Raw genomic sequence first — 19,303 nt, forward strand, 5'->3', positions numbered from 1 at the left:
GGAATGGATGCTCGCGCGTTCTCAGGCGCGGCGCGATGTCATGAAAAACCGTCAGGAACAGGTTATCAATTCCGCCGACGGCCTCAACGTCCTCGGCCCGACGCGCGATGGTTCACGGCCGTATATTCTGTCGGCTTTCACACAAACGGAATTGACCAAGCGTTATAAACTGTGGGCGGCGTTATATGCGGGGGGATGCTTTTTACTTGGTCTGGCGACGGTGTGGGTGTTCAACGCGAAGTTTGTTTAAATAATGTAGCGTGCGCTACGCGCACGATTTAAAAAGCTAATTGCGGGTGGCTCCATCCGCAATTAGCTTTTCATCGTCGGCGAAGCCGACTCAACAGGTTGTTCGGTGGGTTACGGCAAAAAACGCCTAGCCACCCTACATTAACTAAATACACTCTTCCTGATTAATTCCCACTGCCTCTCCCATCCCGCCACCGGCGATGACTTGAATTCACTGCGAACGAAGCGGGTAATCGATCCCTCCACGACGGCAAGCAGAAGCACGGTGACGTCATTGACCGGCAAGTGCAGATTCTCGTTGACCTCGGCCTCGCGCAGTATCTGTTTCATCTGGGTTTCGATGCGCTCGTAGATCTGCGCCACGCGCTTGCGCAGTCGCTCAGTCTCGCCCACCAGCACATCGCCGTACAGCAGGCGCGCCATGCCGGGGTTCTTGCCGGCAAAACCGAGCAGCAGGAACAGAATATTCTGCACTCGCGCCTCGGCGCGTGATTCTTCCGCGATAATCTTGTTGATGCGGGTGAAGAGCGTCTCTTCGATGAACTCGATCAGGCCCTCGAACATTTTCCCCTTGCTCGGGAAGTGGCGGTAAAGCGCGGCCTCGGAAACCCCGACGGCGCGCGCGAGCTGCGCGGTAGTGATGTGTTCGCCGTGATTGGCCTGAAGCATGTGCGCCAGCGTTTCAAGAATCAGCTGACGTCTTTCGCCACGGCGCGGTCGGGCCATGGTTCAGTCCCGTTCCCGAACGCCTGTCAGGTGCGCGCGACAATTATCGCGGGCGAAAAATTCCTTGAGTGTGAGCAGATTCACGATGGTTAGGACTTGATCAGCGTTCCCACGCCTTCGTTGGTGAAAATTTCCAGCAACAGCGCGTGCTCGACACGCCCGTCGATGATATGCGCGGTCTTCACGCCGCTGCTGACCGCGTCGAGCGCATAGTTGACCTTGGGCAACATGCCACCATGGAGGGTCCCGTCGCCGATCAGGTCCTTGACCTGGCTGATGGAAAGGCCCGTGAGCAGCTTGCCCTCCTTGTCCAGCACGCCGGTGGTGTTGGTGAGCAGGATGAGTTTCTCCGCCTTGAGCGTGATTGCCAGCTTTCCGGCCACGACATCGGCATTGATGTTATACGTCTGTCCGTCCTCGCCCACGCCGATGGGGGCAATCACCGGGATGAAATCGCCGGTGTCCAGCAGTGCGACCAGTCGCGGATCGATGCTGCTGACCTCGCCCACGTGCCCGATATCGATAATCTCGCTCGGCAGGTTCTCTTTCGTGGGCGGCTTCTGGAGTACCATTTTTTTGGCGCGAATGAGTCCGCCGTCCTTGCCCGATAGCCCGACGGCCTTGCCGCCGTGCTGGCTGATGAGATTGACGATCTCCTTGTTCACCAGCCCGCCGAGCACCATTTCGACCACGTCCATGGTCTCGCGGTCGGTGACGCGCATGCCCTGGATGAACTCGCTTTTCTTGCCGATTTTCTCCAGCAGCTTGCCGATCTGCGGCCCGCCACCGTGCACCACCACGGGGTTCATGCCGACGAGTTTCATCAGCACCACGTCGCGGGCAAAACCGCGCTTCAGATTCTCGTCTACCATGGCGTTGCCGCCGTACTTGATGACGATGGTCTTGCCCTGGAAACGCTGGATGTACGGCAGCGCCTCGGTCAGGATGCGCGCGCGGTCGGCGGCGGATTGGGGGGTCAACGTCATTCTTGTTCCTTTTTTCTGCACCCTCTCCCCTTGCCCTCTCCCGCTATCGCGGGAGAGGGGGAGTAGGTTATGAGATTTCCTATATTGCCGGGAGGGAAAAGTTAGCGCATATTCACGCCAAAGTCAGCATATGCCGGACCTAAAAATGAGAAAGGCCGCTTGCGCGGCCTTTCTCGATCCGGGATCCTTCCTGGTAACAGCAGGCTTAAGCTACATCCACGGTAATCTTCTTGGGTTTCACTTCCTCGGCCTTGGGCAGGATCAGCTCCAGCACCCCGTCCTTGTAGCTGGCCTTGACGCCTTTCTCGTCGATCTGCGTACCGAGCCGCAGGCTGCGAATGAACTTGCCATAGCGGCGCTCCTGGCGTAGGACACGCTCGCCTTCCTTCTCTTGCTTCTCGCTCTTGCTCTCGCCGGTGATGGTCAATACGCCATTCTCCAGCGTAATGCTGACATCGTCCTTGTTCACGCCCGGCATTTCCGTCTTGATGACATACGCGTCATCGCGTTCCTTGACGTCCATTGCCGGCGTCAGATCCGCGCCGGTCGCCTCTTCGACCCAGCGCATCGGGCTCAAAAAACCCTGGAATACACGGTTAATGTCGTCGTCCCACAGACCCCAGCGGTTCAACGGGGTCCGGTCTTCACGTCGCATGAGCCTGTTCATCAGAATCACCTCCATACAATTAATCAAGTTGCCAGCAATTTCTGGACTTGTTCCATAAACCCAAGTCCGTTCTGCTGTATCGCGTTTTTAAATGGGGACAGCGGAGGTAATTTCAAGAGCGGAAAAAATAACGAAAAATCAACGAACCACAAACGCCGCGGTGCAGCGGCTACAGGATATAGCGCGTGAGGTCTTCGTTACCGATGAGACTGCCGAGATGCTGGTCCACGTAGACCGCATCCACCATGGTTTTTTCATTGCCGCGATCGGCGGCTTCGAAAGAAACGGTTTCGAGCAGGCGCTCCATGACGGTATGCAGCCGGCGCGCGCCGATGTTCTCGGTGCGCTCGTTCACCTGCCACGCCACCTCGGCTATGCGGCGCACGCCGTCAGGCAGGTATTCGAGCACGTGTCCTTCCGTCGCCAGCAGCGCACTGTACTGCTCGGTGAGCGAGGCATCCGGCTCGGTCAGGATGCGCACGAAATCCTCGGCGGTGAGCGGATCGAGTTCCACGCGGATGGGAAGCCGTCCCTGCATTTCCGGGATCAGGTCCGAAGGTTTGGACAGGTGGAACGCGCCAGAGGCAATAAAAAGAATATGGTCTGTCTTGACCATGCCGTATTTGGTCGAAACCGTGCAGCCCTCCACCAGCGGCAGCAGATCGCGTTGCACGCCTTCGCGCGAAACATCCGGCCCGCGACCTTCGTTGCGACCGACGATCTTGTCAAGCTCGTCGATGAATACGATGCCGTGCTGCTCGACACGCGCGAGCGCCCCGCTCTTGATATCATCTTCGTTGACGAGGCGCCCCGCTTCTTCCTCGACCAGGAGTTTCTTCGCTTCACGGATTTTCACCTTGCGCGGTCGCGCGCGCCGGCCGCCCATGTTCTGAAACAGGCTTTGCAGCTGGTTGGTCATTTCCTCCATGCCGGGCGGCGTGATGATCTCGACGCCCATGGCCGGCGCGGAGAGCTCGACCTCGATCTCCTGATCGTTCAACAGGCCTTCGCGCAGTTTCTTGCGGAACATCTGGCGCGCTGCACCGTCGGCCGGGCGCGCCGTGTCACCCACGGCAAATCCCATCTCGCGCGCCGGCGGAACCAGGATATCCAGAATCCGGTCCTCGGCGGCGTCCTCGGCGCGCGCGCGGACCTTGGCCATCTCCTCGACGCGCGTCATCTTGACCGCCATGTCCATGAGGTCGCGGATGATCGAGTCGACGTCGCGACCGACATAACCCACTTCCGTGAACTTGGTCGCCTCGACCTTGATGAAAGGCGCGTTGGCGAGCCGGGCGAGCCGTCGCGCGATCTCGGTCTTGCCGACGCCCGTCGGACCGATCATTAGAATATTCTTGGGCGTGATCTCGGTGCGCAGCGTTTCATCCTTGACCTGGGCGCGGCGCCAACGGTTGCGCAGCGCGATGGCGACAGCGCGCTTAGCGGCCGCTTGGCCGATGATGTGCTTGTCCAGTTCCTGGACAATTTCCCGCGGGGTCATTTCCGACATGATCAGCCCTGAAGCTCTTCGATGGTGAGGTTGCGATTGGTATATATGCAGATGTCCGCGGCGATATTCAAGGCCCGCTCGGCAATGGCGCGCGCGTCCAGTTCGGTGTTCTCCATCAGAGCCAGCGCCGCGGCTTGGGCATACGGCCCGCCGGAGCCGATGGCGATGAGCCCGCCCTCCGGCTCGATGACATCTCCCTGACCGGTGATGACGAGCGAGGCGGTCTTGTCCGCCACCGCCAGCAACGCCTCAAGACGGCGCAGAATGCGGTCGGTACGCCAGTCCTTGGCCAGTTCCACCGCGGCGCGCGTGAGGTGCCCCTGATGTTTTTCCAGCTTGCCTTCGAAGCGCTCGAACAACGTGAAGGCATCGGCGGTGCCGCCGGCAAAGCCGGCAATCACCTGATCCTTGTACAAGCGGCGAACCTTGCGCGCGTTCGCCTTCATGACGGTGTTGCCCATGGTCACCTGGCCGTCGCCGCCGATGACGACACGCCCGTTGCGGCGTACCGATAAAATGGTGGTTCCGTGAAGCGGTTGCAAATCAGGTTCCTCTCTCGAAATTGATTTTCGGCGATGCCGGGAGTCGTGGCGATAAAATAACGGTGAAAAAAATGGAATGACCGATCAGAGCGCCGACAGTGCCGAAACAGCACGCGCCGGTTCGCGCACGGCGAGACGCGGGGCCAGAAAACCCAGCACCTGTTCCAGCAAGGTCTTGCGCTCGCTCGCCAGCGGATAAACCGCGTAGACCTGCCGGTCGATCACCGGGGCATCGTCCACGCGGTGCAGACGGCCGGACTGCAGGGATTCATTGGCCATCTGTTCCGCAAGATAGGTCGCCCCACCGTTGCTCAGGAGAAAAGACTGAGCCATGCGCCCGAGGCTCATGCGCACCGCGGGCGGCGGCATGTCGGGAAAGTGGCGTGCGTGGGCGATGGCAAACGAGGTGCCCCAATCGGCCATGATGTAGCCGCTGCCCACAGCCTCGCGCGCGCCGAGACCGGGACGATCCGCCACCATGATCAACTTGATCTGCGCGATCTCACGCACCTGGAGTTCCGCCATCTGCGGCGGCTCGAACATGAAGCCGATGTCGAGCGCGCGGTCGTGCAGCCGGCGGATCAGTACTTCCGGGCCCAGAGCCTCGGCCTGCAAGGCGACACCGGGTAATTCGCGGTAGAGCGCGTGCGTCCAGTCCTGGAGCAAGATGTCCCACAGACTGTAGGAGGCGCCAATGGCCAGCGAAACCTTGTCTTCTTCGCCGAGCGCCGTGTCCTGGCGCGCCCGGTTCCATGCGTTCAAAATGGATTCGGCGTATTTCAACAGTCGCGCGCCGGCGGGGGTGAGCTGGATGTCGTTGCGCGTGCGAGTGAACAGCGGCACGCCCAGCGTCTCCTCGAGCAGACGGATACGCGCGCTGACCGCCGACTGGGTCAGGTAGAGGTTCTCCGCGGTCCGGCCGAAGTGACGGGTGCGATAAACTTCGAGGAAGGTTTTGAGGAGATCGATGTCCATCTCGTTCCAGCAATTTCTTTTATCGAGTCAATCATTTCATTTCGCTTTATTGCTGGCAAGCCTGTCCCTATAAAGATGCCAACACAGCCACCAACCAGCTTCAACTGATTGTTTCTGAAAGCCAATCCCTGGTTATCTTTGATTCCATCGCCCCGCGCGTTGGAAATTGTGGCCTGCCTTGCGGTTCAGACGTTACCGCGGCCTTTCGGCCCTGAATCGACCATTCGCGCACTGACCGCCGTGACCCCCCTTCTCATGACATCGTACCGTGTTGCGCTACGCGCCGGCGATTTATCTTTTCTCAGGAGAAATATGTGCTGAACCGGACCGAAGAACCTCCGCCAAACCCATCGGAAAATTACATTGCCGGGCACAATCCGCCAGCGCCGGTTCTCACGCTGCACAGCAACGAACTCTTTCCGCGGCATTATCTCGTCGTCGAGAATTACCGGCTCTACCCGTTCACGATCGACGCCAAGCCCCTGTTCGATCGTTACGTGAAACACATCCCGGCGCCGCTCTCCGATTACACCTTCGCCAACAACATCATCTGGCTATCACAGAAAAGCGGCTTCTACCAGATTATCGAGAATTGCTTCTGTCTCTTCAGCCTGAACGGAAACTGTCTGACCATGTTGCTGCCGCCGCTCGGCATGCCCGCGCATCAGGCGGCGGCTCTCGACGCCTGCTTTCGCATCATGGATGGATACAACCCGACACCCTACCTCAGCATCGCCGAATATGTATACCGCGATTTTGCGAACGTACTCGAGGCATCCCATGGTCGCTGGCTCATCGAGCGCAGCCTGCCTGACTATATCTATCGCACGCCGGATCTGATTCAGCTCAAGGGCAATGCCTACAAAACCAAGCGCAGCGAGATCAACCAGTTCCGTCGCGTCCATCCCGATCACCGTCTCGAGCGGCTCGGCCCGCAACATTGGGCCGGCATACGCGAACTCATCGACACCTGGCTGCGCAACCGCCTCAAGTACCTTTCCGGTGAAGCGATTGCCGACTTCTTCTACACCGTCGAACAGGAGCGCCAGGCGATCGAGCGTGCCCTCACCCACTACGACACACTCGGCCTGCGCGGGCTGTGTCTGTTCATCGACAACCGGCTGGAGGGTTTTACCTTCGGCGAGTCCATCACCCCGGACGTCGCCAACGTGCTCGTGGAAAAGACCAATTTCGCCATACCCGGTTCGGCGCAATTCCTGTTCCGTGAATTCGCCAAGGAGTTCTCCGATTGCACCTTCATCAACGTCGGCGATGACCTGGGCCTCGAAAACCTGCGCCGCGTGAAAATGAGCTACCGTCCGGCGCTGTTCGGGGAAAAATTCAGCTTGCGACGTGCAGGGACGCACGAGTGTCGCGAAAGACAGGACGTCGAAAGCGACCGGCACAACACGCCTCCCTGATCGCCGACAGCCCATGCACATACGTCAGGCCGGAATTGGCGACCTCGCTGCGCTGGTGCAACTCGAGGAACAATTCCCCTCGGACCGTCTTAGCCGCGCGCGCTTCAGGCATCTGCTGCAGCACGGTCACGCGGTCGTCTGGGTAGGTGAGAACAACGGATTACTTGTCGGAAATGCCGTGGTGCTCTATCGACGCGGCACATCGATCGCACGCCTCTATTCGCTGGTCGTCCATCCTGATTTCCAGCGCCGTGGCATCGCCCGCGCGCTGCTCGCTGCCGCCGAGTCAGCGGCTGGCGGGAAGGGATGTCGCGAACTGCGAATGGAAGTCAGGCCGGACAACGCCCCGGCCATCGGTTTCTACCGGAAAACCGGCTATGCCATGACAGGCAGGGTCGGGAAATTTTATGAAGATGGAATGGATGCGCTCAAAATGCACAAACGCCTTGTGGCGGTGGCGGAAAATTCTACCGGGCGGTCCCAGCCGCGACCGCGACCGGTTCCCGGCGCGCCCGGTCCCACAACCTGAATACCAGCAGAATCGCCAGGATGCGTCGTAGATCAGCGGCTCACGGAGAGATAATTCAGGAGCTGGTGACCGGCTTGGGCAACGAGGGACGGGTGTACGCGGTCACCCCCGGACTCCAATCGAATTTCCGGATTTTCACGACCGTTGGCCGCAGCGGCTGACAAAACCGGCCTGACAAAAGAAAAGCCCTCCGTGCACAGGCACAGAGGGCTTTTGCGTTGAAAGATCAGCGCGCCTGCTTCAGCGCGGCAATCCGCTCGTCGAGTGGCGGGTGCGACATGAACAACCGCTTGAAGCCACCGGCAGGCGCGCCGGAGATGCCGAAGGCAGCCATCTGATCGGGCAACTGCGCCGGTTCATGCATCGCCTTCAGACGCTCGAGCGCGGCGATCATTTTGTCGCGGCCCGCGAGTTTCGCCCCGCCGGCGTCGGCGCGGAATTCACGCTGGCGGCTGAACCACATCACGATCATGCTCGCCAGGACGCCGAGCACGATTTGCGCGACCAAACTGCTGACGAAGAAACCGATGCCCCCGGAATCGCGGTCGTTCTTGAGAAGCACGCGATCCACGAAGTAACCGACCACGCGCGACAACACGATCACGAAGGTGTTCAACACACCCTGGATCAGCGCCAGCGTCACCATGTCGCCGTTCGACACGTGCGTGATTTCATGGCCCAGCACCGCCTCGGCTTCGTCCTTGTCCATGGCATTCAGCAGGCCGGTGCTGACTGCCACCAGCGCCGAATCGCGGCGCATGCCGGTGGCGAAGGCGTTGACATCCGAGGCCTCGTAAACCGCCACTTCCGGCATACCGATGCCGGCCTGCTTGGCGAGACGCCGAACCGTGTCAAACAACCATTGCTCGGTGCTGTTGCGCGGCTGCTCGATGACGGTCGCGCCGGTGGCCCGCTTGGCCATCCACTTGGACATGGCGAGCGAGATGAACGAACCGCCGAAACCGATCACCGCGGCAAAGATCACCAAAGACTGCAAATTGAGTCCGCCCGGCATTTCCTGAATTCCCAGCACCCTGATCAGGATGCTGGCCGAGATGCTGAGGACGAACAAGACGGCAATGTTGGTCGCTACAAACAGAAAAATGCGCTTCATAGATCTAGGATTCTCCCGTTAAAAACCAGTGGCACAATCGGTAAGCTTAGATGGGGCCGATACCTTACAAGTTCAATCCCCGGCACGAAACCTCTCCAACAACCGTGGCGACAGGGCGCCATGCATTGGCTATATTAATGATGAGGAAGCTCCCGGGCAATGCACCTTGACCTGACCCTTGCCGCAGCGGCAAATCTCCTTCCAGGACACCGCGCCCGCACCGGGCATGATACGATGCTCAACGAAAAGTCTACCGATCCGCAGCACCGCGAAGCGCTGGTCTCGATGACCGCGCTCTACTTCATCGAGGAACACGCGCTCCTGCGCCCGGAATTGCTGGAGGACGCCAAAAAAAGCTTGCAGGCGCTGTTCCTGCGCACCAGCGGCGAGGAAACCATGCTGCGCAAGCTCATTGATATCCTGAAAACCACGAAGCAGATTCATCAGTCCTTTGCCAGCATCTCCAACGTCCTCTCCGGCATCACCCGCGGCGCGCAAACCGTGGACAGCAAGGTGGCCGCGTACAAGCAGGCCCTGGCCACGATGAGCCCGAGCGCCGAGGAAAATGCCGCCTTCGCCGGACCGTTCCTGTCGTTCTCACAGACGCTGCTGCATAAGATTGACGCTTTCGACAACAATATGCGTCAGTACGTGGAGCTCAAGGAGACCGAGGCACGCTATTCCAGCATTTATCGTATCGCCATGGAGGCGCGCGAGCGCCTGAAACTGCGCCTCGCCGGCGTATTGGGCTCACAGACGCGCAGCGAGGTCGAAACCCGGATTCGGCAGAGCGTCGTCTCCTCTTTCGACTACAGCGAGTCCGAGAGCAATCTTCAGTTCGCGCAGCGCGACGCGCACAACAAGGAAGAGGAAATCATGGCGCAGCTCGAGGACATCCGCGTGATGTGCCAGATGGCCAAGAACCCCGCGATGCGTAACAAGACCGACGACTCCGCCAACCCCACGGTATCGTCCTATTCGGTGACGGCCGCCTCCAAGACCCCGAAGCCGAGGGCGGACTACGACGACGTCTTCGCGCTGTTCTCCCAGGCGCTGCGCCAGCACCCGCGCCTATTGCAACTCAAGGACATCGTGCTGGAGCTGTTCCGTCTGTATCAGAATTCCTACGGGATGTTCCGCCTGGACTGCGACCGCCTCGGCAAGGCGATGGAGACCATGTTCGACAACTCGGAGGCCTACTTCGAGACCAAAGAGGAGGACAAGGACATCCGCACCAAGCGCGAGAAACTCATGCTGATCGAAGGGCTGATTCCCTTCCTCGAACACGCCGCCGTCCTGACGACCGAAAACGAGATGGAAGATTACGGCAGGTTCTCCCGCCGGCTTTCGAACATGATTTCAGAAAAGAAGGCGGCGTGGGTGCACGTCGCTGAACATCTGTTGCGCGCCAAGGTACAGGCCGAAGCCGAACTCAGCACCCGGCTGTAATTATTCAAAACCAACATCAGACAGGATTCACAGGACTAAAAGGGGATTAACAGGATTTTTATTCTTCAAAATCCTTAATCCTGACTAAGTCTATACAGAATAGAATTGGACGGCCGAAGGCTGCATCGCAGGGTGCGCGCCAGGGGCAAGGCGGATACGAAGACGGTCCAGTGGGTGAGCGGCGGGCATAGGAGCCGCGAACGCCCGGGCCAGGGATGGCCCGGGCCGGAATTCGAGCGAAGCATGGAAAGCGCAGCGATGAATGTCTTCCCGCCGAGCGGGCCGCCAGGGGTGAGCCGGATTCCGCAAACGGTCCGATGGACCGTTTGCCCGGCGAACGGACGTACAGGGAGATACGTCCTGGACTTGCGCGCGAAGCACGGATGCGCAGCGCGCAAGGCGGCCCTGGACTTTCGAGCGTCGCGGGACGCAAAGCGAGAAAGGCGCGCACCCTGCCGCGGTCACCTGCGTGAGCTCAGCGAAGAGTGTTTCCGCAGCGCCAACAGATTTCAAACGCCGGCGGATTCATCTCGCCGCAGGCGGCGCACCGTGCCGTGTCCGGCGAGGAAGGGGTCTGCTCGAACTCGACCACGATCCGCCGCGCCCGCTCCTCGTCCGCCGCCTCCATGATCCAGATCTCGGGATAGGCATGGGTGAACGGGATCTCGCCCAGCCCCCCCCTGCGCATGCTCGTTGAGCACACACGCTTCGATGCCGGCCTGTGCCAGCCGGTGGAGGAGCAGATGCGCCTCGGGCAGGTTCGCTGCGGTGCACAACCGGAACATGGCCCGGGTTATTGACCCGGCACGTTGACGCTGCCACGGAGGCACCGACATATCCCTGCCATGCATTCCTCCTTGCCGGGGGGTTCATGCCGCCTCACTAATCCTCCATGCGGAAGCCGACCTTGATCTTGACCTGCCAGTGCGCGACCTTGCCGTTCACAAGATGGCCGCGGGTCTCGGTCACCTCGAACCAGTCTAAATTGCGCAGGGTTTTGGCGGCGCGGGCGATGGCACCCCGGATGGCCTCGTCCGAACCCTGGGGGGACGAACCCACCAGCTCCACGACTTTATAGGTATGTCCGCTCATTCCTGAATTCCTCCAGTTGATGTACAGGCCATTCATTGTGACAGCTTCTCCCCGTCCTGTCCGCCACCGGCGAAAAAACGGTCGTTCGGATATTGGCATTTCCTTGGGGGTGGGATTATTCTGTCCTACAATAAACGTCATATAAGCTGTTATGCCGAATTTCGCAGAACAGCAAAATGGCGGGAAGCCGGCGGGTTAAAAACTATGAAAAGAAAACTCGACGTTCAGCAGCTCAGGATTGGGATGTTCGTCCGCGAACTGGATCGTCCGTGGCGCGAAACGCCTTTCCTGTTTCAGGGTTTCGAAATCCGCGGTGAGGACGAAATCCGCGAGCTGCAGCGCTACTGCCAGCACGTCTACATCGATACCCCCGAGACCTATCAGATTCCGCCTCCGCGTAAGCCGGCCGACAAGACCCTCGCCGAGGAAACGCTGAATCACAAGAAAGTCGAGCGCGATCTGCTGATCAAGATCGAAAGCCATCCGCTGCTCAAGCCCGTCTATCACGACCAAACAAGTCTCGAGGAAGAAATCGAAGTCGTCCGCGAAATCCACCGCGAAACAAAGAATCTCGTCTACTCCATTCTGGAGGATGTGCGCCTGGGCAAAAACCTCAACAGCGTCGGCGCTAAAAAGATCGTCGGCGAGATGGTGGAAAGCATCATTCGCAACCCGGACGCATTGACCTGCTTCACGCAACTGAAAAAGAAAGACGAATATACCGCGCAGCACAGCATGCGCGTCTGCATCCTGGCGCTGTCCTTCGGACGGCACCTGGGATTGGAAAAACAAGAACTGAATACACTCGGCCTCGGCGCACTGCTGCACGACCTCGGCAAGATGAAAGTGCCGAATGAGATACTCAACAAGCCCGGCCCGCTCAATGATTATGAATATGCCCTGATGAAAAGCCACGTGCCGCGCGGGGTGGAGATACTCGACAACACCTCGGGCATCCCGCGCGCGGCGATCGAGGTGGCACGCTGCCATCATGAACGCTACAGCGGCAGCGGCTACATTCACGGACTGAAGGGAGATCAGATCGGCCTGTTCGGCATGATCGGCGGCATCGTGGATTGCTATGACGCCATTTCCAGCGACCGCGCGTATCACAACGGCATGTCGGCGCATGCGGCCCTGAAAAAAATGTACGAGTGGCGCAACCGCGATTTTCACCCCGGCCTCGTGGAACAATTCATCCAGTGCATGGGAATCTATCCGATCGGGAGCGTGGTGGAACTAAACACCGACGAGATCGGTGTGGTCGTCACCATGAACCGCGAGCGTCGCCTGAAACCTCGCGTGGCGCTCGTGCTGCAGGCCGACTATTACCCGACCCCGGGAGCCACGACCGTGGATCTGATGAATTACAACACTAGCGACGGGCGCCCGTGCGAAATCGAACGCGTGTTGGAATCGGGCGTTTACGGCATCAATCCGATCCAGTATCTCCCGGTCATCGCGGCCACCTGAATATCGCCGCGCTCAGACCGTCAGCATCCGTGGCGCGGATTCCTCGATAAACATGAATCCCTCCTGCCAGCCGTTCAGCACGAACTGAATCGCCAGCGCCGCGAGAATCACACCCAACACCCGGCTCACGACATTGGCGCCGGTCTCGCCCATGAACGCCATGATACGCACGGAAAACAGTAGTGACGCGAGCGTCAGGATCAGCACCACCAGAATCACGGCTAGCACGGTACCGATGACCATCGGGTCGGCACCCTGCTCACCCACCATGAGGAGTACCGAAGTCAGCGCGCCCGGACCGGCGATCAGGGGGATCGCCAGCGGAAATACCGAGATGTCCTTTTTCGCTTCCGCCTCTTTCTGCTCCCGTGCCGTCGGGGAACGCACCCCCGAAGGGCGGGCGAAAACCATGTCCACCGCCAACAGGAACAACAGCAGGCCGCCCGCGATCTGAAACGCCGGCATGCCGATACCCAACGCATTGAGCAGGGTATCGCCAACGAGCGCGAAAACCACGAGTATCGCTCCCGCGATGAGTGTGCCGCGGATAGCGGTACGGCGTCTGACATCCGGGGACTCTTCGTGCGTGAGCGCCGCGAAAATCGGCGCGATGCCCACGGGGTCGACGACCACCAGCATGATGATCAGTGAATCCACGAACAGGTCAGGCATGGCGGCGTCTCACGTCAAGAATATGTCTAACTTTACCTCCTGCGGAGGCATCTTCAAAACGACGCAAAAGAAAGCGGCAACAAGCGGAAATCGGGGAAGACCGGCAAAAAAATACCGCCGTCCAATACCAGGCCACCAGGGAGAAGTGGTAGCCGTGCGGAGACACCGGACGGCGGTTTGCCCTACTGAGGCTTAAACACGTGTAACTTCGCAAACATGCCCGGCTGAATCAATGACCTAGATCAAAATAAATGTGACTTACGACGATAGAATAAATCTAAATTAGGAGAGGACCATGACCGCAGGAAACACCTGCAATAGCGATTTGTCTTCGTCCACAAACAAGCTTCTATTCCGGAGGCGGCTCGCTTGATGCGTAAGTACCACGATGGCGATCTAGTGGTCATACAGGAAAAAACGGGAAGGAAGTAAACCGTCCGCCACCGGTCTTACAGAATCAGTTTGAGGGTAACCCCAAGTCCCCAGTCGGGACTGCCGTTGGCGAAACCTTTCAGAAAATATCCCGTCAGCCTGGTTTTCTTGTCGATCTTGTTGTTCAGGAACAAAGTGAGCTCGGACTGCCCCGAACCGCCGGACAGCGCCGCCTGCTGCGCATCGAGCACGAGCCCTGCCGCGAGCGCGGCGTCCAGCTTGTGCGAGAAGCCGATGGAGCCGTAGAAGACATTCTTGTAATCGGTGCCGGGCGGATCGCCGAAAATTTTATATCCTGCGGAGCCGAATACACTGTTACTGTTGTAGTTCTGCTCGAAATCGAGTTGCGCGGCATAGTCGTTCTCGCCCGTGCCCAAATTATCCGTTTCATCCGCCGTGCCAAGCTTGATCTTGCCCGTGAGATCGATCCGCGACGAAGCCGTCCCGGAGAGCTTGTGCGATCCCGTCAGGATGACGTCACCGAAACCGGAATTCGTGCGCGTGCCGTTCAGCGTCGAGGTCCGTTGTACGGTCTGTGAACCCATTCCCATACCCCCACCCCCACCTGAGACAACGACATCTCCTCTGCCCTCAACGCTGAGGTAGGAAACGGTGACGGAAGCCGCGTTGACATCGGTTTCATACCGCAGTGTCACGGGGAAATACCATATTTTCGTCTTGGAGGAAGTTCCGTAGTCCCCGGAGGTGTATTCCGCGCCCACGATGATACTGGTTTCACCGTCTGTCGCCGCGCTTGCTTGGTGCGGAACAGGCAATAGCGTCGCGCACAACATGGAAACAACCGGTATGACATATTTATTCATGATCATTGCTCAGCCTCCGGCGATATTTCGCCGCATCTTCAGAACCGGGTTATTGCTCGATGTATGGACTATACAAAAACCTCACGGTCATTCTATTGATTGAAGTCAATATAATCCAGAGGGATATTTTATGTGATACCAAGCGGTGTTCACGACACGCGGATTTCTAATACCGGCATCAAATTTAATGGCTGTCATCAATCTGTAATCCGTCCCGGGCCAGGAATCTGCCGGGTTTGCCTTTTTACAAAAGGCTGGATATCGTACCCGCGCGCGACGATGGCAGGCATCTCAGGGTTGCAGTACCGGACACCATGCTCTCACTGGCGCTGATGATTTTTTTGAACGAACCATGGGTGGAAAAATGTACCAGTGTCCGTATTGCGGTAAACCGGCGATCTCCGCGCTTAGAAAAACAATATTAGGTCCGGGCGTCCCCGTCGCCTGCCAGACCTGCGGAAAGTCGATTAAAATCACCTATCCGTCCTGGCTGAAAGCCGCCATGCCGGGCGCGGCAGTCATGGTCGTCGCGTTGTTTTTCGACTCCAATCTGCTCATTTACGGGCTGAGCACTGTCGGCCTGGCACTGATGATCGCGCTTCATCTGCTGTGGGTGCCGCTGGTCAAAGAGGAATAAGCGCGGCGACTCGGCCCGCGGGATAACACTGGCATTTCATACGGCATTCCTGTATCGTTCGCGCCGGCTGAATGGTCCAGGCTGCTGTAACGCCCGATCCAGCCATAAGTTCATCGCTCTCTGACCCACCTTCTGGTTTCAGTTTCCCTGAGATTTCAGCAATAAAACGGTTGGCGACGATGTGTTCGCGCCAGCAGTTTTGTTACTGCCGTTGCCTTTAACGGGCAAACGGTTGCGCTTATCTGCACGCGCTATTTATCTCAATCAAGGAAACAACGTGACTTTTGAAAAACTGGCTTTACACCCGTCCATCCTCAAGGCGATCACCGAGAGCGGCTACACCACCCCTACACCGGTCCAGATGCAGGCGATACCGCAAGCCCTCGAAGGCCATGATCTCATGGCCTCGGCCCAGACCGGCACCGGCAAGACCGCGGCTTTTGTGCTGCCCTCGCTGCATCGGCTGAGCACGCCGTCGACCAAAAATTCCCGCGGCCCGCGCGTGCTGGTGCTGACACCGACGCGCGAACTCGCGAATCAGGTGACGGCAGCGGCCATCAAATACGGCAAGCACATGCGCTTTCGCATCGGCAGCGTCGTCGGCGGCATGCCCTACCCACCGCAGATGCGGCTGCTGTCCCAGCCGCTCGATATCCTGGTGGCGACGCCCGGACGCTTGCTTGACCACATGGAACGCGGACGCATCGACTACTCGCGCCTGGAAGTGCTGGTGCTCGATGAAGCCGATCGCATGCTGGACATGGGCTTCATCCACGCCGTGGAGAAGATCGCGGCGGCCACACCGGACACCCGCCAGACGCTGCTGTTTTCCGCGACGCTCGAAGGCAACATTGCCAAGCTCGCCGGCCGCCTGCTTAAGAATCCCAGGCGCATTCAGATCGCGACGCAGCAGGAACGACATGAGAATATTGAGCAACGGCTGCATCACGTCGACGACGGCGCACACAAGCACCGCCTGCTGACGCACCTGCTGGACGATATCAACATGGACAAGGCCATCGTGTTCACCGCCACCAAGCGCGGCGCGGACCGCCTGGCCAAAACCCTGCATGCCAAGGGACATCCAGCGACGGCGCTGCACGGTGACATGAATCAGAACCAGCGCAATCGCGCGATTACCAACCTGCGTTCAGGTGCGGTGCGTTTGCTGGTGGCCACCGACGTCGCGGCGCGTGGCATCGACGTCTCCGGCATTACGCATGTCATTAATTTTGATCTCCCGAAAAGCGCCGAAGATTATGTGCATCGTATCGGCCGCACCGGCCGCGCGGGCGCCAAAGGCATCGCCATCTCGTTCGCGGCGCCGGACAATTTCCAGCAATTGCGCGACATCGAGCGTTACACCCGCCAGACCATCCCGGCCCATGTCATTCCCGGGCTCGAGCCGACCATCCGTCCGCGGCAACAGACTCCCTCGGGTCACCGTCGAGGCGGCCCGTCCGGCCACCCACCGCGTCGTCAGGACGGTGCGCCGCGTCATTTCAATGGGAAAAACGGCGAGAACCGTCCCCGGCACGGCCAGGGGCCGCGTCATGGTTCGGGTGGCGCCGGCCGCGGTGCCAAGGCGTACGGTTAGCCGCCGCACCACGCCCTTAGTGTGGGCCAAAGATCGGGTAATATTCTTCGGGCACTTGGACGCCGGCGAAACACAGGCGTATTATCTGCGACGGATACCGATGCTGGGATACTGAAGCCCACCTTTCCTCATGTCGAGACCAAGGAGCCTGGTTCACGCCCGATCATCCGCCTATCCGGCCGCACGTTTTCAGGGATTGTTTAGAAAATATGGCGCGGTCCATGATGCTTTACCCTTTCAACCCAGGAGTTAGATATGAACATCTTTGTAGGAAATCTGTCACGCGATGTCACTGAAGAGGATTTGCGGACGGCCTTCAGTGCCTTCGGACAAGTCAGCAAGGCCACCATTCTTAAAGACAAGTTCAGTGGCGAGCCGCGTGGCTTCGGGTTCGTCGAGATGCCGGCCAAGGCGGAAGCTCAGGCGGCCATCAATGGCATGAACCAGAAGGATCTGAAAGGGCGCGCGTTGAACGTGAATGAAGCCCGTCCCAAGACCGAACGTCCGGGCGGCGGTGGTGGCGGTGGCGGGCGCGGCGGTTTTGGAAATCGCGGTGGCGGCGGTGGTGGCGGTGGCTGGGGCAACCGCGGTGGTGGCGGCGGCGGTGGTGGCGGCGGCGGCGGACGGCGCAGTTACTAAGCTTCCTGGTCTGCAACCCTAACCGGGCAGTTTCCGGCGTCTTATTCATCTGACATTAAAGCGGGGCAATGCCAGACGATGGCTTGCTCCCGCGAGTCGGTGTTTCAATATCTCCGAGCCTGACATGCGGCATGTGCCATGGATTTTATTTCACGATCCCAATAATCTCTGCGGCATCCCACGACTGACTCTTTATCTTACAAATGAAGTTACCGCGCGGAACACGGCGGGTATTTCATTTCAACCGACACGGCTCAGACGACGTTAGTGGAGTCGACCCATGTCAGATCAGGAAAATAATGGCGCGCCATTGCTGACCCTGAACCGTGCCGCGCGCCTGGTTGGCGTCTCACGCGGGGCGCTCCAGAAAAGAATCAAAGACGGCGAACTGCCGACCTTCGAGGGCATGGTCAAGCCCGAGGACCTGTTGCGCGCCTACCCGGACACACAACTGGAAGACGCCGCGATTCTCGAGCGCTTTACTCACATCAAGGATGAGGCCTTTGCGCACCGTGTCCGCGAACGCCTGCTGCCGGAGCCCGAAGTACTGGCCGAACGCCTCACTGGCCTGGGACGCGAACTGGCGCAAGCCAAGGCACTGGTGGAACACTACAAGACCGTTACGGACTGGCTGTACGACAAGTTCGGCGAGCACGAAAAATCCGGCGGGCAGGAAGTCAAAGGGATCATGGGTCCGCTCAAGTTGTGGCTGCGGCACGAACTGGAAAAGGAATCGCGCAGCGATCAACTCCAATCGCTTGTCGTCAAGGAGAGCTTTCTAAGATTAATGACCGCCACTGTCCGCCTGCTCCCAAACCGCCACGAATTCTTCGTGGAGGGTTCCGATTCCATTCTGGACGCTGCGCTGCGCGCGGGCATTTCGCTGCGCTACGGATGCAGTAATGGCAATTGCGGCATGTGCAAGGCGAAAGTGGTATCCGGCAAGACGCTGCCGGTGCGCCATTACGACTACCTCTTCAGCGAGGCCGAGAAGAATCAGGGCTATGTGCTGCTCTGTTCGCATACGGCGGTATCCGATCTGGAGATTGAAGCGAACGAAATTGTCGGCGCCCAGGATGTTCCGGAACAGGAGATCGCCGCGCGCGTGAAAAAAATCGAACGGCTGGGCGACGACATGGCGCTGCTGCACCTGCAAACGCCGCGCACCAAGCGGCTGCAATTCCTCGCCGGCCAGTCGGCGGCGCTCGAGACCGGCAACGGCGCCGAGGCGGAATATCCGGTGGCCAGCTGCCCGTGCGACGACCGCAACCTGCAGTTTCACATCCGTCGCGTCGCGGGTGACCGTCTTTCTGAATATGTGTTCCGCAAGCTCAAGAACGGAGATATCGTCAGCCTCACGGGACCCCACGGCGAATTCACGCTGCACGAGGACTCGCCGCATTCGCTGATTTTTCTCGCCTATGGCAACGGATTCGCGCCGATCAAGAGTCTCATCGAGCATGCCATGGCGCGGGACGTGGCCGAGTCAATGCATCTGTATTGGCTGGCCGGGAAAGACGGTCATTACCTCAACAATCTCTGCCGCTCCTGGGCCGACGCGCTGGATAATTTTCATTACATGCCACTGGAGGCCGAACCGGCCAGATCCGGCGCGGCACTCAAACAAGTCATCAAGGAGCATCCCGACCTCGCCGGCTTCGATGTCTATGCCGCCGGGCCCGCACCGTTCCTGGCGACGGTGAAGAAATTCCTGCGTGACCGCCGGCTTCCCGAAAACCAACTCTTCAACAACCGTGTCGACGGATAAG

19 protein-coding genes and 1 pseudogene are annotated in these 19,303 nt (G+C 59.2%); 9 read left to right on the forward strand and 11 right to left on the reverse strand.

All coding sequences use genetic code 11. The features are described from left to right. Positions 1-250 (forward strand): annotated as a pseudogene (locus ACC569_RS06205) (hypothetical protein); the annotation flags it as partial. Positions 251-390: 140 nt separating this feature from the next. Here ACC569_RS06205 and slmA read toward each other — a convergent pair. From slmA to ACC569_RS06235, 6 genes are all read right to left on the reverse strand, one after another. Further along, a complete protein-coding gene (gene slmA, locus ACC569_RS06210) occupies positions 391-975 on the reverse strand; it encodes a nucleoid occlusion factor SlmA (protein WP_372522631.1) in 585 nt (194 codons plus the stop codon). Between the two features lie 89 nt (positions 976-1,064). After that, positions 1,065-1,961: an acetylglutamate kinase gene (gene argB / locus ACC569_RS06215; RefSeq protein ID WP_372522632.1), complete on the reverse strand. Its 897-nt coding sequence runs from the start codon at positions 1,959-1,961 to the stop codon at positions 1,065-1,067. A 205-nt stretch (positions 1,962-2,166) separates the two neighbouring features. Next, on the reverse strand, positions 2,167-2,628 hold the full coding sequence (locus tag ACC569_RS06220) for an Hsp20/alpha crystallin family protein (protein WP_372522633.1): 462 nt from the start codon (positions 2,626-2,628) through the stop codon (positions 2,167-2,169). A gap of 169 nt (positions 2,629-2,797) precedes the next feature. Next, complete coding sequence (hslU, locus tag ACC569_RS06225; protein ID WP_372522634.1) at positions 2,798-4,138, reverse strand: ATP-dependent protease ATPase subunit HslU; 1,341 nt, start codon at positions 4,136-4,138, stop codon at positions 2,798-2,800. A gap of 2 nt (positions 4,139-4,140) precedes the next feature. Further along, positions 4,141-4,680: an ATP-dependent protease subunit HslV gene (hslV, locus tag ACC569_RS06230; protein ID WP_372522635.1), complete on the reverse strand. Its 540-nt coding sequence runs from the start codon at positions 4,678-4,680 to the stop codon at positions 4,141-4,143. An 84-nt stretch (positions 4,681-4,764) separates the two neighbouring features. Beyond that, complete coding sequence (locus tag ACC569_RS06235) at positions 4,765-5,655, reverse strand: LysR family transcriptional regulator (RefSeq protein WP_372522636.1); 891 nt, start codon at positions 5,653-5,655, stop codon at positions 4,765-4,767. A 314-nt stretch (positions 5,656-5,969) separates the two neighbouring features. On the opposite strand from ACC569_RS06235, the gene ACC569_RS06240 reads away from it, so the two are divergent. After that, positions 5,970-7,076 carry a DUF2156 domain-containing protein gene (locus tag ACC569_RS06240; protein WP_372522637.1) on the forward strand — a complete coding sequence of 369 codons (1,107 nt, stop codon included), beginning with the start codon at positions 5,970-5,972 and terminating at the stop codon, positions 7,074-7,076. A 13-nt stretch (positions 7,077-7,089) separates the two neighbouring features. Continuing rightward, positions 7,090-7,605 carry a GNAT family N-acetyltransferase gene (locus tag ACC569_RS06245; protein ID WP_372522638.1) on the forward strand — a complete coding sequence of 172 codons (516 nt, stop codon included), beginning with the start codon at positions 7,090-7,092 and terminating at the stop codon, positions 7,603-7,605. 226 nt (positions 7,606-7,831) lie between these two features. Here ACC569_RS06245 and htpX read toward each other — a convergent pair whose 3' ends face one another. Next, complete coding sequence (htpX, locus tag ACC569_RS06250; RefSeq protein WP_372522639.1) at positions 7,832-8,719, reverse strand: protease HtpX; 888 nt, start codon at positions 8,717-8,719, stop codon at positions 7,832-7,834. Positions 8,720-8,953: 234 nt separating this feature from the next. On the opposite strand from htpX, the gene ACC569_RS06255 reads away from it, so the two are divergent. Beyond that, positions 8,954-10,168, forward strand: coding sequence for a hypothetical protein (locus ACC569_RS06255; protein ID WP_372522640.1), 1,215 nt, complete (start codon positions 8,954-8,956; stop codon positions 10,166-10,168). A gap of 475 nt (positions 10,169-10,643) precedes the next feature. Here the strand turns inward: ACC569_RS06255 and ACC569_RS06260 are convergent, their stop codons facing one another. Further along, complete coding sequence (locus ACC569_RS06260; protein WP_372522641.1) at positions 10,644-10,856, reverse strand: hypothetical protein; 213 nt, start codon at positions 10,854-10,856, stop codon at positions 10,644-10,646. A gap of 194 nt (positions 10,857-11,050) precedes the next feature. After that, entirely contained in the window at positions 11,051-11,260 is a 210-nt protein-coding gene (locus tag ACC569_RS06265) for a dodecin (protein ID WP_372522642.1), read from the reverse strand. A gap of 204 nt (positions 11,261-11,464) precedes the next feature. Between ACC569_RS06265 and ACC569_RS06270 the strand changes: the two genes are divergently transcribed. Further along, positions 11,465-12,733 carry an HD-GYP domain-containing protein gene (locus tag ACC569_RS06270; protein WP_372522643.1) on the forward strand — a complete coding sequence of 423 codons (1,269 nt, stop codon included), beginning with the start codon at positions 11,465-11,467 and terminating at the stop codon, positions 12,731-12,733. Between the two features lie 12 nt (positions 12,734-12,745). Here ACC569_RS06270 and ACC569_RS06275 read toward each other — a convergent pair whose 3' ends face one another. Together ACC569_RS06275 and ACC569_RS06280 are read right to left on the reverse strand one after the other, a co-directional pair. Continuing rightward, positions 12,746-13,405, reverse strand: a complete 660-nt coding sequence (locus ACC569_RS06275) for a MarC family protein (protein ID WP_372522644.1) — start codon at positions 13,403-13,405, stop codon at positions 12,746-12,748. A 449-nt stretch (positions 13,406-13,854) separates the two neighbouring features. Beyond that, on the reverse strand, positions 13,855-14,667 hold the full coding sequence (locus ACC569_RS06280; RefSeq protein WP_372522645.1) for a hypothetical protein: 813 nt from the start codon (positions 14,665-14,667) through the stop codon (positions 13,855-13,857). Between the two features lie 358 nt (positions 14,668-15,025). Here ACC569_RS06280 and ACC569_RS06285 point away from each other — a divergent pair, with 358 nt between their 5' ends. From ACC569_RS06285 to ACC569_RS06300, 4 genes are all read left to right on the forward strand, one after another. Continuing rightward, complete coding sequence (locus ACC569_RS06285) at positions 15,026-15,298, forward strand: hypothetical protein (RefSeq protein ID WP_372522646.1); 273 nt, start codon at positions 15,026-15,028, stop codon at positions 15,296-15,298. 277 nt (positions 15,299-15,575) lie between these two features. Further along, positions 15,576-16,895 carry a DEAD/DEAH box helicase gene (locus tag ACC569_RS06290; protein ID WP_372522647.1) on the forward strand — a complete coding sequence of 440 codons (1,320 nt, stop codon included), beginning with the start codon at positions 15,576-15,578 and terminating at the stop codon, positions 16,893-16,895. A 255-nt stretch (positions 16,896-17,150) separates the two neighbouring features. Continuing rightward, the gene (locus ACC569_RS06295) at positions 17,151-17,534 is read left to right on the forward strand and encodes an RNA recognition motif domain-containing protein (protein ID WP_372522648.1); all 384 of its coding nucleotides are present in this window, start codon (positions 17,151-17,153) and stop codon (positions 17,532-17,534) included. Positions 17,535-17,814: 280 nt separating this feature from the next. Then, positions 17,815-19,302 carry a 2Fe-2S iron-sulfur cluster-binding protein gene (locus ACC569_RS06300; RefSeq protein WP_372522649.1) on the forward strand — a complete coding sequence of 496 codons (1,488 nt, stop codon included), beginning with the start codon at positions 17,815-17,817 and terminating at the stop codon, positions 19,300-19,302. The last annotated feature ends 1 nt before the right edge of the window (position 19,303 follow it).

It is taken from the genome of Sulfuricaulis sp., assembly GCF_041499725.1.
Classification (GTDB): Bacteria; Pseudomonadota; Gammaproteobacteria; order Acidiferrobacterales; family Sulfurifustaceae; genus Sulfuricaulis.